This window comes from Streptomyces sp. NPDC093546 (assembly GCF_044765045.1).
In the GTDB taxonomy this organism is placed as follows: Bacteria; Actinomycetota; Actinomycetes; order Streptomycetales; family Streptomycetaceae; genus Streptomyces.
In genome coordinates this window covers 59,357-71,956 of the sequence record NZ_JBIWJG010000007.1, presented here as the reverse complement: position 1 = coordinate 71,956, position 12,600 = coordinate 59,357, and the positions used below count along the sequence as shown (strand labels likewise).

Genomic DNA, 12,600 nt, shown 5'->3' with positions numbered 1-12,600 from the left:
CGCGCAACGCACCACGCCTCGGTCGTCCACCAGCGTCAGTCCAGGAGATTCCGCAACCGTGGCCACCACGAACGACCTCAAGAACGGCATGGTGCTCAAGCTCGACAACGACCAGCTGTGGTCCGTCGTCGAGTTCCAGCACGTCAAGCCCGGCAAGGGCCCGGCCTTCGTGCGCACCAAGCTCAAGAACGTGCTCTCCGGCAAGATCGTCGACAAGACCTTCAACGCCGGTGTGAAGGTCGAGACCGCCACCGTCGACCGCCGCGACATGCAGTTCTCGTACATGGACGGCGAGCACTTCGTCTTCATGGACATGCAGACGTACGACCAGCTGCACGTCGACCGCAAGGCCGTCGGCGACGCCGCCAACTTCCTGATCGAGGGCTTCACCGCCACCGTCGCCACCCACGAGGGCGAGGTGCTCTACGTCGAGCTCCCCGCCGCCGTCGAGCTGACCATCAAGGAGACGGAGCCGGGCGTCCAGGGCGACCGCTCCACCGGTGGCACCAAGCCGGCCACCCTGGAGACCGGCCACCAGATCCAGGTCCCGCTCTTCATCACCACCGGTGAGAAGATCAAGGTCGACACCCGCACCAGCGACTACCTCGGCCGGGTGAACAGCTAACCGTGGCTGCCCGCAACAAGGCCCGCAAGCGGGCCTTCCAGATCCTCTTCGAGGCCGACCAGCGCGGCGTGTCCGTGCAGGAGGTCCTCGCGGACTGGATCCGGCACGCCCGGTCGGACGACCGGCAGCCGCCGGTCAGCGAGTACACGATGGAGCTGGTCGAGGGGTACGCGCCGTACGCCGCCCGCATCGACGAGCTCATCTCCACCTACGCCGAGGGCTGGACGCTCGACCGCATGCCGGTCGTCGACCGGAACATCCTGCGCCTCGGTGCGTACGAACTGGTGTGGGTGGACGGCACCCCGGACGCCGTGGTGATCGACGAGGCGGTACAGCTCGCCAAGGAGTTCTCCACCGACGACTCCCCGTCGTTCGTCAACGGCCTCCTGGGCCGCTTCAAGGACCTGAAGCCCAGCCTCCGCCGGGCCTGAGATCCAAGCCCGTACGAAGGGCCCGCAGCGCCGCCGAGCGCCGCGGGCCCTTCGGCGTACCCGGACGCGTACGCATATACGTACGCATACGAAAGCCGCCAGGTGCGGCAGGAACCCCGCGAGGTCCCGCCGCTCCTGGCGGCAACGTTTCTGCTGTGTACGGACGTGTACGGACGTGTAGGTACGACGTGTACGTACGGGGAAAGGGCCGGCTCAGGCCTCTTCGTGGGCGACTGCCCGCCGCGCGTCCGCGTCCAGCACGCCCCAGCTGATGAGCTGCTCGGTGAGGACCGAGGGCGACTGGTCGTAGATGACCGCGAGCGTGCGCAGGTCGTCCTGGCGGATGGAGAGCACCTTGCCGTTGTAGTCGCCGCGCTGCGACTGGATCGTCGCGGCGTAGCGCTGCAGCGGGCCCGCCTTCTCGGCGGGGACGTGCGCCAGGCGCTCCAGGTCCAGGACCAGCTTCGGCGGCGGCTCGGCGGCCCCGCCCGGCGTGGTGCCCGGCAGCAGCTCCTGCACCGGGACGCCATAGAAGTCGGCCAGCTCGGCGAGGCGCTGTACGGTCACGGCGCGGTCGCCGCGCTCGTACGAACCGACCACGACGGCCTTCCAGCGGCCCTGGGACTTCTCCTCCACCCCGTGGAGGGAGAGGCCCTGCTGGGTGCGGATGGCACGGAGCTTGGCCCCGAGCTGTTTTGCGTATTCGCTGGACATATAGCTCCCGGGACGAAGAGTGGTAACTCACTGTGAGGTTACGCAGCGTTACTTGGCTGCGTCAAGCCGAATGGTCCATACCGACCGTCTTCACGGGGTGGGCGCGGGAGCAGTCGTCGGGGCCTGGTACGGTGGATGGCGCAATGACGACGTCCTTTAAGGTCCGTCCCGTGAGGCGGAGAAGGAGGTCCTTTTCGTATGGACGCCATTCAGCAGTCCGATGCGGCGCGCCCTGTTCTTGAGGGTCCCGACATCGCCCGGGTTCTGACCCGTATCGCCCACGAGATCGTCGAACGTGCCAAGGGCGCCGACGACGTGGTCCTCCTCGGCATTCCCACGCGCGGCGTGTTCCTCGCCCGCCGTCTCGCCGACAAGCTCGACCAGATCACCGGACGCACGGTGCCGGTCGGCTCCCTCGACATCACCATGTACCGCGACGACCTGCGCATGCGCCCGGCGCGCGCGCTGGCCCGCACCGAGATCCCCGGTGACGGCATCGACGGCCGCCTGGTCGTCCTCGTCGACGACGTGCTCTTCTCCGGTCGCACCATCCGCGCCGCCCTCGACGCCCTCGGCGACCTCGGCCGCCCCCGAGCGGTCCAGCTCGCCGTCCTCGTCGACCGCGGCCACCGCGAGCTCCCCATCCGCGCCGACTACGTCGGCAAGAACCTCCCGACGTCGCTCCGGGAGACGGTCAAGGTCCAGCTCGCCGAGGAGGACGGCCGCGACGCCGTGCTGCTCGGCGTCCGCGAGACCACCCCGGCCGCCGAGCGGTAGCACGCACGCCCCGTACGTCCCCGCCGTACGGTGCGCGGCCTCGCTGCGCCCCCGCACGTCTCCTGGGCCCCCGCAGCAGGACTCGCCTCGGCCCTCGAACTCCACGAACCCGGAGAAACACCCCCGATGATGCGCCACCTCATCTCGGCCGCCGACCTCACCCGCGACGACGCCGTCCACATCCTCGACACCGCCGAGGAGATGGCCCGGGTCGCCGACCGGCCGATCAAGAAGCTGCCCACCCTGCGCGGCCGGACCGTGGTCAACCTCTTCTTCGAGGATTCCACCCGCACCCGCATCTCCTTCGAGGCCGCCGAGAAGCGCCTCTCCGCCGACGTCATCAACTTCAGCGCCAAGGGCTCCTCGGTCTCCAAGGGCGAGTCCCTGAAGGACACCGCGCAGACCCTGGAGGCTATGGGCGTCGACGCCGTCGTCATCCGGCACGGCGCCTCCGGCGCCCCGTACCGCCTGGCCACCTCCGGCTGGATCGACGCCGTCGTCATCAACGCCGGCGACGGCACCCACCAGCACCCCACGCAGGCGCTGCTCGACGCCTTCACCATGCGCCGCCGACTGGTCGGCCGCGACGCGGGCCTGGGCCGGGACCTGGCCGGCAAGCACATCACGATCGTCGGCGACGTCCTGCACAGCCGGGTCGCCCGCTCCAACGTCGACCTGCTGCACACCCTCGGCGCCGAGGTCACCCTCGTCGCCCCGCCCACGCTCGTCCCGGTCGGCGTCGAAACGTGGCCCTGTGAGGTGTCGTACGACCTCGACAGCACCCTGCCGAAGTCCGACGCCGTGATGATGCTGCGCGTCCAGCGGGAACGCATGAACGCCGCGTTCTTCCCCACCGAGCGCGAGTACTCGCGCCGCTACGGCCTGGACGGCGACCGCATGGCGAAGATGCCGGAGCACGCCATCGTCATGCACCCCGGGCCCATGGTCCGCGGCATGGAGATCACCGCCGAGGTCGCCGACTCCGACCGCTGCACGGTCGTCGAGCAGGTCGCCAACGGCGTCTCCATCCGCATGGCCGTCCTCTACCTGCTTCTCGGCGGCAACGAGTCCGCCGTCGCCAACCCCCGTACCGAGGAGAAGTAAGACCCATGAGCAAGATCCTGATCCGTGGTGCGCGGGTGCTGGGCGGCGAGGCCCAGGACGTCCTGATCAACGGCGAGACCATCGCCGAGGTCGGCAGCGGGCTCAGCGCCGAGGGCGCGACCGTCGTCGAGGCCGAGGGGCAGGTCCTGCTGCCCGGCCTGGTGGACCTCCACACCCACCTGCGCGAGCCGGGCCGCGAGGACTCCGAGACCGTCCTCACCGGCACCCGCGCCGCCGCCGGCGGCGGCTACACGTCCGTGTTCGCCATGGCCAACACCTTCCCGGTGGCCGACACCGCCGGTGTCGTCGAGCAGGTCTACCGGCTCGGCCAGGAGCACGGCTACTGCGACGTACAGCCCATCGGCGCCGTCACCGTCGGCCTGGAGGGCAAGAAGCTCGCCGAGCTGGGCGCCATGCACGAGTCCGCCGCCGGCGTCACCGTCTTCTCCGACGACGGCAAGTGCGTCGACGACGCCGTGATCATGCGCCGCGCCCTCGAGTACGTGAAGGCCTTCGGCGGCGTCGTCGCCCAGCACGCCCAGGAGCCCCGCCTCACCGAGGGCGCCCAGATGAACGAGGGCGTCGTCTCCGCCGAGCTCGGTCTCGGCGGCTGGCCGGCCGTCGCCGAGGAGTCGATCATCGCCCGCGATGTGCTCCTCGCCGAGCACGTCGGCTCCCGCGTGCACATCTGCCACCTGTCGACCGCCGGGTCCGTCGAGATCGTCCGGTGGGCCAAGTCCCGTGGCATCGACGTCACCGCCGAGGTCACCCCGCACCACCTCCTCCTGACGGACGAGCTGGTCCGCTCGTACAACCCCGTCTACAAGGTCAACCCGCCGCTGCGCACCGAGCGCGACGTGATGGCGCTGCGGGAGGCGCTCGCCGACGGCACGATCGACATCGTCGCCACCGACCACGCCCCGCATCCGCACGAGGACAAGGACTGCGAGTGGGCCGCGGCCGCCATGGGCATGGTCGGCCTGGAGACCGCCCTCTCCGTCGTCCAGCACACGATGGTCGAGACCGGGCTGCTCGACTGGGCCGGCGTCGCCGACCGCATGTCCTTCGCGCCCGCGCGGATCGGCCGCGCCACCGGCCACGGCCGCCCCGTCTCGGCTGGTGAGCCCGCCAACCTCACCCTGGTCGATCCGGCATACCGTGGTGTCGTGGACCCCGCGGGCTTCGCCTCCCGCAGCCGCAACACGCCCTACGAGGGCCGCGAGCTGCCGGGCCGTGTCACCCACACCTTCCTGCGGGGCCGGGCGACGCTCATGGACGGGAAGCTGGCGTGACACTCTTCGAACTGGCGGCGGAACAGAAGTCCGCCGAGGTGACCGACTGGGCCGCCCGGCTCGGCTGGGTCGCCGGACTGCTCCTCTTCGTGGCCTTCGTCTACTGGCTGATGCGCCAGGGCTGGAAATGGCGCGGCACCCTCCAGTCGGACCTCCCGGACCTGCCGGGAATGCCGGACGCGCCCGGTGAGCCGAAACTGACGATGAGCGGCCGCTACCACGGCTCCACCACCGCGGGGCAGTGGCTCGACCGCATCGTCGCCCACGGCCTGGGCACCCGAAGCCGCGTCGAGCTGACGCTCACCGACGCGGGCCTGGCGGTCGTACGCCCGGGGGCGCGCGACTTCTTCGTCCCGGCGGAGCAGCTGCGCGAGGCCCGGCTCGACAAGGGCATCGCGGGCAAGGTCCTCGCCGAGGGCGGTCTGCTGATCGTCACCTGGGCGCACGGCGAGAAGCTGATCGACTCCGGCTTCCGCTCGGACCGGGCGGCGGAGCACGCCACCTGGGTCGACACCTTGAACACCATGATCACTACGACGGAAGGCACCGCACGATGACCACCTCCACAAGGGGAGCTGCCAAGACTCCCGCCGTACTCGTCCTGGAGGACGGCCGCGCCTTCCGCGGCCGCGCCTACGGGGCCGTGGGGGAGACTTTCGGCGAGGCCGTCTTCTCCACCGGTATGACCGGCTACCAGGAGACCCTGACCGACCCGTCGTACCACCGCCAGGTGGTGGTGATGACGGCGCCGCACGTCGGTAATACGGGTGTGAATGACGAGGACCCCGAGTCGAAGAAGATCTGGGTCTCCGGCTACGTCGTCCGCGACCCCGCCCGTATCCCGTCCAGCTGGCGCGCTACGCGGACGCTGGACGAGGAGCTGGCCGCCCAGGGCGTCGTCGGCATCAGCGGCATCGACACCCGCGCGCTCACCCGCCACCTGCGCGAGCGCGGCGCCATGCGCGTCGGCATCTTCTCCGGTGACGCGATCGGCGGCGACGCCGACATGCTGACGAAGGTCCAGGCGCAGCCGCAGATGAAGGGTGCGAACCTGTCGGCCGAGGTCGCCACGAGTGAGCCGTATGTCGTGCCGGCGATCGGCGAGAAGAAGTTCACCGTCGCCGCCATCGACCTTGGCATCAAGGGCATGACCCCGCACCGGATGGCCGAGCGTGGCATCGAGGTGCATGTGCTGCCCGCCACCGCCACCGCCGACGACGTATACGCCGTCAACCCCGACGGTGTGTTCTTCTCCAACGGCCCCGGCGACCCTGCTACCGCCGATCACCCTGTCGCGCTCATGCAGGCCGTCCTGGAGCGCCGGACGCCCCTGTTCGGTATCTGCTTCGGCAACCAGATCCTGGGCCGGGCGCTCGGTTTTGGCACCTACAAGTTGAAGTACGGGCATCGGGGGATCAACCAGCCCGTGCAGGACCGTACGACCGGCAAGGTCGAGGTGACCGCGCACAACCACGGCTTCGCCGTGGACGCTCCGCTGGACAAGCCGTCCGACACCCCCTTCGGCCGGGCTGAGGTTTCCCACGTGTGTTTGAACGACAACGTGGTGGAGGGCCTCCAGCTGCTGGACCAGCCGGCTTTCAGTGTGCAGTACCACCCGGAGGCGGCTGCCGGACCGCACGACGCCGCGTATCTGTTCGACCGTTTTGTATCCCTGATGGAGGCCGAGCGTGCCTAAGCGCACCGATATCCAGTCCGTCCTGGTCATCGGCTCCGGCCCGATCGTGATCGGCCAGGCCGCCGAGTTCGACTATTCCGGTACCCAGGCGTGCCGCGTGCTGAAGGCGGAGGGCCTGCGGGTCATCCTGGTCAACTCCAACCCCGCGACGATCATGACCGACCCGGAGATCGCCGACGCCACCTACGTCGAACCGATCACCCCCGAGTTCGTCGAGAAGATCATCGCCAAGGAACGCCCTGATGCGCTGCTGCCCACCCTGGGTGGTCAGACGGCGCTGAACACCGCGATCTCCATGCACGAGCAGGGTGTGCTGGAGAAGTACGGCGTGGAGCTGATCGGCGCCAACGTGGAGGCCATCCACAAGGGCGAGGACCGCGACCTGTTCAAGGGCGTCGTGGAAGAGGTCCGGAAGAAGATCGGGCACGGTGAGTCGGCCCGTTCGGTGATCTGCCACTCCATGGACGACGTCCTCAAGGGCGTCGACACCCTCGGCGGCTACCCCGTCGTCGTGCGCCCCTCCTTCACCATGGGCGGCGCCGGCTCCGGCTTCGCCCACAACGAGGAGGAGCTGCGCCGCATCGCAGGGCAGGGTCTGACGCTGTCTCCGACTACCGAGGTGCTCCTGGAGGAGTCGATCCTGGGGTGGAAGGAGTACGAGCTGGAGTTGATGCGGGACAAGCACGACAACGTCGTGGTCGTGTGCTCGATTGAGAACTTCGACCCGATGGGCGTGCACACCGGTGACTCGATCACCGTCGCCCCGGCGATGACCCTGACCGACCGCGAGTACCAGATCTTGCGTGATGTCGGTATCGCGATCATCCGCGAGGTCGGCGTGGACACCGGCGGCTGCAACATCCAGTTCGCGGTCAACCCGGTCGATGGCCGGGTCATCGTGATCGAGATGAACCCCCGCGTCTCGCGCTCCTCCGCCCTCGCCTCGAAGGCGACTGGTTTCCCGATCGCCAAGATCGCAGCGAAGCTGGCGGTGGGCTACACGCTCGATGAGATCCCGAACGACATCACGGAGAAGACTCCGGCGTCGTTCGAGCCGACGCTCGACTACGTGGTGGTGAAGGCGCCGCGGTTCGCGTTCGAGAAGTTCCCGTCCGCCGACTCCACGCTGACCACGACCATGAAGTCGGTGGGCGAGGCGATGGCGATTGGCCGTAACTTCACCGAGGCGCTGCAGAAGGCGCTGCGGTCGCTGGAGAAGAAGGGCAGCCAGTTCACGTTCGTGGGGGAGCCGGGAGAGTGTGCCGCTCTTCTGCAGGAGGCCCAGCGGCCTACTGACGGCCGGATCAACACGGTCATGCAGGCGATCCGTGCGGGTGCCACGCCGGAGGAGGTCTTCGACGCGACGAAGATCGACCCGTGGTTCGTCGACCAGCTCTTCCTGATCAAGGAGATCGCCGACGAGCTGGCCGCCGCCGACCGCCTGGATGCCGACCTCCTCGCCGAGGCCAAGCGTCACGGCTTCTCGGACTTCCAGATCGCCGAGATCCGGGGCCTGCGTGAGGACGTGGTGCGCGAGGTCCGCCAGGCTCTTGGTGTGCGCCCGGTCTACAAGACGGTCGACACGTGTGCGGCGGAGTTCGCGGCGAAGACGCCGTATTTCTACTCCTCCTACGACGAGGAGAGCGAGGTCGCGCCGCGGGAGAAGCCCGCCGTGATCATCCTGGGCTCGGGCCCGAACCGCATCGGGCAGGGTATCGAGTTCGACTACTCCTGCGTCCACGCCTCCTTCGCCCTGTCGGAGGCGGGCTACGAGACGGTGATGGTCAACTGCAACCCGGAGACGGTCTCGACGGACTACGACACCTCCGACCGCCTGTATTTCGAGCCGCTGACGCTCGAGGACGTGCTGGAGATCGTCCACGCCGAGTCCCTCGCCGGCCCCATCGCCGGTGTCGTGGTCCAGCTCGGCGGCCAGACGCCGCTGGGTCTGGCCCAGGCGCTGAAGGACAACGGCGTACCGGTCGTGGGTACGTCTCCGGAGGCGATTCACGCCGCTGAGGACCGCGGCGCGTTCGGCCGGGTCCTGCACGAGGCGGGGCTGCCGGCGCCGAAGCACGGTACGGCGACCACGTTCGCCGAGGCCAAGGCGATCGCCGACGAGATCGGCTACCCCGTCCTGGTGCGCCCCTCCTACGTGCTGGGCGGCCGCGGCATGGAGATCGTGTACGACGAGGCGCGCCTGGAGGCGTACATCGCCGAGTCCACCGAGATCTCCCCGACCCGCCCGGTCCTGGTCGACCGGTTCCTGGACGATGCGATCGAGATCGATGTCGACGCGCTGTACGACGGTACCGAGCTCTACCTGGGCGGCGTGATGGAGCACATCGAGGAAGCCGGTATCCACTCCGGTGACTCCGCCTGCGCCCTGCCTCCCATCACCCTGGGCGGGCATGACATCAAGCGCCTGCGCGCCTCCACCGAAGCCATCGCGCGCGGTGTCGGTGTACGCGGGCTGATCAACATCCAGTTCGCGATGGCCGGCGACATCCTCTACGTCCTGGAAGCCAACCCCCGCGCTTCGCGCACGGTGCCCTTCACCTCGAAGGCGACCGCGGTGCCGTTGGCGAAGGCCGCCGCCCGCATCTCCCTGGGAGCGACGATCGCGGAGCTGCGTGCCGAGGGACTGCTGCCGAAGACCGGCGACGGTGGCACCCTGCCGCTGGACGCGCCGATCTCCGTCAAGGAGGCCGTGATGCCGTGGTCGCGCTTCCGCGACGTCCAGGGCCAGGGTGTGGACACCGTCCTGGGTCCGGAGATGCGCTCGACCGGTGAGGTCATGGGCATCGACGCGGTCTTCGGCACCGCGTACGCGAAGTCGCAGGCCGGTGCGTATGGTCCGCTGCCGACCAAGGGGCGGGCGTTCATCTCGGTGGCCAACCGGGACAAGCGGTCGATGATCTTCCCGGCGCGTGAGCTGGTCGCGCACGGTTTCGAGCTGCTGGCCACCTCCGGTACCGCCGAGGTCCTCAAGCGCAACGGCATCAACGCCACCGTCGTGCGCAAGCAGTCCGAAGGTGAAGGGCCGGGCGGGGAGAAGACCATCGTGCGCCTCATCCACGACGGTGAGGTCGACCTGATCGTCAACACCCCCTACGGCACCGGCGGCCGTCTCGACGGCTACGAGATCCGCACCGCCGCCGTCGCCCGCGGGGTGCCGTGCCTGACCACGGTCCAGGCGCTCGCCGCCGCCGTCCAGGGCATCGACGCCCTCAACCACGGCGGCGTGGGCGTCCGTTCCCTCCAGGAACACGCCCAGCACCTGACCGCGGCCCGCGAGGACTAGTCAGCCACGGGGGAGGGGGACACCGGCACAACCGGTGTCCCCCTTCTCATGAAGCCGTTCATGAGGACACACACCATGTACAAGCTCTTCTTCCACCTGGTCTTCAAGCGGATGGACCCCGAGAAGGCCCACTACCTCGCCTTCCGCTGGATCCGCCTGGCCGTCCGCGTCCCCGTGCTGCGCACGTTCCTCGCCGCCGCCCTCGCCCCCCGCTACAAGGAGCTGCGCACCGAGGCGCTCGGCCTGCGCATGCACGGCCCCTTCGGGCTCGCGGCCGGCTTCGACAAGAACGCCGTGGCTGTCGACGGCATGGCGATGCTCGGCTTCGACCACGTCGAGATCGGCACGGTCACCGGCGAGCCGCAGCCCGGCAACCCCAAGAAGCGCCTCTTCCGCCTCGTCGCGGACCGCGCCCTGATCAACCGCATGGGCTTCAACAACGACGGTTCGGCCGCCGTCGCGGACCGCCTCGACGCGCGCGTGCCGGTCTTCAAGACCGTCGTCGGCGTCAACATCGGCAAGACGAAGGTCGTGCCGGAGGCCGAGGCCGTCGGCGACTACGTGAAGTCCACGGAGCGGCTCGCGCGCCACGCCGACTACCTGGTCGTCAACGTCTCCTCGCCGAACACGCCCGGCCTGCGCAACCTCCAGGCCGTGGAGCACCTGCGGCCCCTGCTGAGCGCCGTGCGCGAGGCCGCCGACCGCACGGTCACCGGCCGCCGCGTACCGCTGCTCGTCAAGATCGCGCCCGACCTCGCCGACGAGGACGTCGACGCCGTCGCCGACCTCGCCGTCGAGCTCGGCCTGGACGGCATCATCGCCACCAACACGACCATCGGCCGAGAGGGCCTGAAGTCCCCGGCGTACCTGACGAGCGAGACCGGCGGCCTGTCCGGCGCGCCGCTGAAGGAGCGCTCCCTGGAGGTCCTGCGCCGCCTCTACGCGCGCGTGGGCGACCGCGTCACCCTCGTGGGCGTCGGCGGCATCGAGAACGCCGAGGACGCCTGGCAGAGGATCCTCGCGGGCGCCACGCTCGTCCAGGGCTACAGCGCCTTCATCTACGAGGGCCCGTTCTACGCCCGCACGATCCACAAGGGCCTCGCCGCCCGGCTGAACGCCTCCCCGTACGCCACCCTCGCCGAGGCCGTCGGCGCCGACACCCGAAAGGCCACCGTATGAGCCCGCTCGAACCCTTCGGCGCCCGTCTCCGCCGCGCCATGGACACCCGTGGCCCGCTGTGCGTCGGCATCGACCCGCACAGCTCCCTCCTGGCCGCCTGGGGCCTGAACGACGACGTGGCGGGCCTGGAGACCTTCACCCGCACCGTCGTCGACGCCCTCGCCGGCACCGTCGCCGTCTTCAAGCCGCAGAGCGCCTTCTTCGAGCGGTTCGGCTCGCGCGGCATCGCCGTCCTGGAGCGGGCCGTGGCGGACCTGCGGGACGCGGGCGCGCTGGTCGTCATGGACGCCAAGCGCGGTGACATCGGCTCCACGATGGCGGCGTACGCCGAGACGTACCTGCGCAAGGACTCCCCGCTCTTCTCGGACGCCCTGACCGTCTCGCCCTACCTCGGGTACGGCTCCCTGAAGCCGGCCGTCGACCTGGCGCGCGAGAGCGGCGCCGGGCTGTTCGTGCTCGCCCTGACCTCCAACCCGGAGGGCGCCGAGGTGCAGCGCGCGGTACGCGAGGACGGCCGCACCATCGGCGCCACCATGCTGGCCCACCTCGCCGAGGAGAACGCGGGAGAGACCCCGCTCGGCTCCTTCGGCGCGGTCGTCGGCGCGACGCTCGGCGACCTCTCCTCGTACGACCTGGACATCAACGGCCCGCTGCTCGCCCCCGGCATCGGCGCGCAGGGCGCCACCCCCGCCGACCTCCCGGGCGTCTTCGGCGCGGCCGTGCGGAACGTGGTGCCGAACGTCAGCCGCGGCGTGCTGCGGCACGGCCCGGACGCGGCGGCGCTGCGCGAGGCGGCGGTGCGGTACGCGGACGAGGTGCGCGCGGCGACCGATGCGTGAGACTGTCGTGTGAGCTGCATCACGCCACACGGTGGTGCTGTTCGCGGGTCCATTGACGGCGAGAGGGCGGGAACAGGCCGCAAAACCCGACCGATATGCCCGTATTGTCGTGGTAGAGCGATGCTGACCAGGACTTTTCGTCTGTTCTCGCTGACTCCAGCGGCCATGGCCGCTAGTCTCCGTCGCAGAGCCAACGTGCACTGCGTTGCTCGTTGCTCCCCTGGTGTGGGCCGACTAGGTTCCTCACCGGTCCGTATCCGACAGTTCGACATCCGAGGTGACGTAGGCGTGGCTCTTCCGCCCCTTACCCCTGAACAGCGCGCAGCCGCGCTCGAAAAGGCCGCCGCGGCTCGCCGGGAGCGGGCCGAGGTCAAGAATCGACTCAAGCACTCCGGTGCCTCCCTCCACGACGTCATCCAGCAGGGCCAGAAGAACGACGTCATCGGCAAGATGAAGGTGTCCGCCCTCCTCGAGTCGCTGCCGGGCGTGGGCAAGGTCCGCGCCAAGCAGATCATGGAACGGCTGGGCATCTCCGAGAGCCGTCGCGTGCGAGGGCTCGGCTCCAACCAGATCGCGTCCCTGGAGCGCGAGTTCGGTGGCTCCGGAGCCTGACGACCGGGGCCGGTCCGGGGCATCGAG

The 12,600-nt window shown here is 69.6% G+C and carries 12 protein-coding genes; 11 read left to right on the top strand and 1 reads right to left on the bottom strand.

Annotation, left to right across the window (positions count from 1 at the left end; translation table 11 throughout):
- Positions 1–58 precede the first annotated feature (58 nt).
- Together efp and nusB are read left to right on the top strand one after the other, a co-directional pair.
- On the top strand, positions 59–625 hold the full coding sequence (efp, locus tag ACIRNI_RS17395; RefSeq protein ID WP_355365530.1) for an elongation factor P: 567 nt from the start codon (positions 59–61) through the stop codon (positions 623–625).
- Between the two features lie 2 nt (positions 626–627).
- Entirely contained in the window at positions 628–1,056 is a 429-nt protein-coding gene (gene nusB, locus ACIRNI_RS17390) for a transcription antitermination factor NusB (RefSeq protein WP_355365527.1), read from the top strand.
- Between the two features lie 213 nt (positions 1,057–1,269).
- Here nusB and bldD read toward each other — a convergent pair whose 3' ends face one another.
- Positions 1,270–1,770 (bottom strand): transcriptional regulator BldD, encoded by a 501-nt coding sequence (bldD, locus tag ACIRNI_RS17385; RefSeq protein WP_064068023.1) that lies wholly within the window; start codon positions 1,768–1,770, stop codon positions 1,270–1,272.
- A gap of 198 nt (positions 1,771–1,968) precedes the next feature.
- On the opposite strand from bldD, the gene pyrR reads away from it, so the two are divergent.
- From pyrR to ACIRNI_RS17340, 9 genes are all read left to right on the top strand, one after another.
- On the top strand, positions 1,969–2,547 hold the full coding sequence (pyrR, locus tag ACIRNI_RS17380) for a bifunctional pyr operon transcriptional regulator/uracil phosphoribosyltransferase PyrR (protein ID WP_355365523.1): 579 nt from the start codon (positions 1,969–1,971) through the stop codon (positions 2,545–2,547).
- Positions 2,548–2,673: 126 nt separating this feature from the next.
- Positions 2,674–3,651 (top strand): aspartate carbamoyltransferase catalytic subunit, encoded by a 978-nt coding sequence (locus ACIRNI_RS17375; protein ID WP_403552265.1) that lies wholly within the window; start codon positions 2,674–2,676, stop codon positions 3,649–3,651.
- Between the two features lie 5 nt (positions 3,652–3,656).
- Positions 3,657–4,943, top strand: a complete 1,287-nt coding sequence (locus ACIRNI_RS17370; protein ID WP_403552264.1) for a dihydroorotase — start codon at positions 3,657–3,659, stop codon at positions 4,941–4,943.
- Positions 4,940–5,500: a hypothetical protein gene (locus ACIRNI_RS17365; RefSeq protein ID WP_403552263.1), complete on the top strand. Its 561-nt coding sequence runs from the start codon at positions 4,940–4,942 to the stop codon at positions 5,498–5,500. Before ACIRNI_RS17370 ends, ACIRNI_RS17365 begins: the two co-directional genes overlap by 4 nt.
- On the top strand, positions 5,497–6,639 hold the full coding sequence (gene carA, locus ACIRNI_RS17360; protein WP_403552262.1) for a glutamine-hydrolyzing carbamoyl-phosphate synthase small subunit: 1,143 nt from the start codon (positions 5,497–5,499) through the stop codon (positions 6,637–6,639). Before ACIRNI_RS17365 ends, carA begins: the two co-directional genes overlap by 4 nt.
- A complete protein-coding gene (gene carB / locus ACIRNI_RS17355; RefSeq protein WP_403552261.1) occupies positions 6,632–9,943 on the top strand; it encodes a carbamoyl-phosphate synthase large subunit in 3,312 nt (1,103 codons plus the stop codon). The genes carA and carB overlap by 8 nt, the downstream gene beginning before the upstream one ends.
- A gap of 75 nt (positions 9,944–10,018) precedes the next feature.
- On the top strand, positions 10,019–11,122 hold the full coding sequence (locus ACIRNI_RS17350) for a quinone-dependent dihydroorotate dehydrogenase (RefSeq protein WP_403552530.1): 1,104 nt from the start codon (positions 10,019–10,021) through the stop codon (positions 11,120–11,122).
- Complete coding sequence (gene pyrF / locus ACIRNI_RS17345) at positions 11,119–11,961, top strand: orotidine-5'-phosphate decarboxylase (RefSeq protein WP_356648893.1); 843 nt, start codon at positions 11,119–11,121, stop codon at positions 11,959–11,961. The genes ACIRNI_RS17350 and pyrF overlap by 4 nt, the downstream gene beginning before the upstream one ends.
- A 288-nt stretch (positions 11,962–12,249) precedes the next feature.
- Positions 12,250–12,573, top strand: coding sequence for an integration host factor (locus tag ACIRNI_RS17340; RefSeq protein ID WP_355367339.1), 324 nt, complete (start codon positions 12,250–12,252; stop codon positions 12,571–12,573).
- Positions 12,574–12,600 lie beyond the last annotated feature (27 nt).

Coding starts and splice junctions, on each gene's coding strand:
- bldD (WP_064068023.1), bottom strand. CDS start 1,770: ATGTCCAGCGAATACGCAAAACAGCTCGGGGCCAAGCTCCGTGCCATC.
- pyrR (WP_355365523.1), top strand. CDS start 1,969: ATGGACGCCATTCAGCAGTCCGATGCGGCGCGCCCTGTTCTTGAGGGT.
- ACIRNI_RS17375 (WP_403552265.1), top strand. CDS start 2,674: ATGATGCGCCACCTCATCTCGGCCGCCGACCTCACCCGCGACGACGCC.
- ACIRNI_RS17370 (WP_403552264.1), top strand. CDS start 3,657: ATGAGCAAGATCCTGATCCGTGGTGCGCGGGTGCTGGGCGGCGAGGCC.
- carA (WP_403552262.1), top strand. CDS start 5,497: ATGACCACCTCCACAAGGGGAGCTGCCAAGACTCCCGCCGTACTCGTC.
- ACIRNI_RS17350 (WP_403552530.1), top strand. CDS start 10,019: ATGTACAAGCTCTTCTTCCACCTGGTCTTCAAGCGGATGGACCCCGAG.
- pyrF (WP_356648893.1), top strand. CDS start 11,119: ATGAGCCCGCTCGAACCCTTCGGCGCCCGTCTCCGCCGCGCCATGGAC.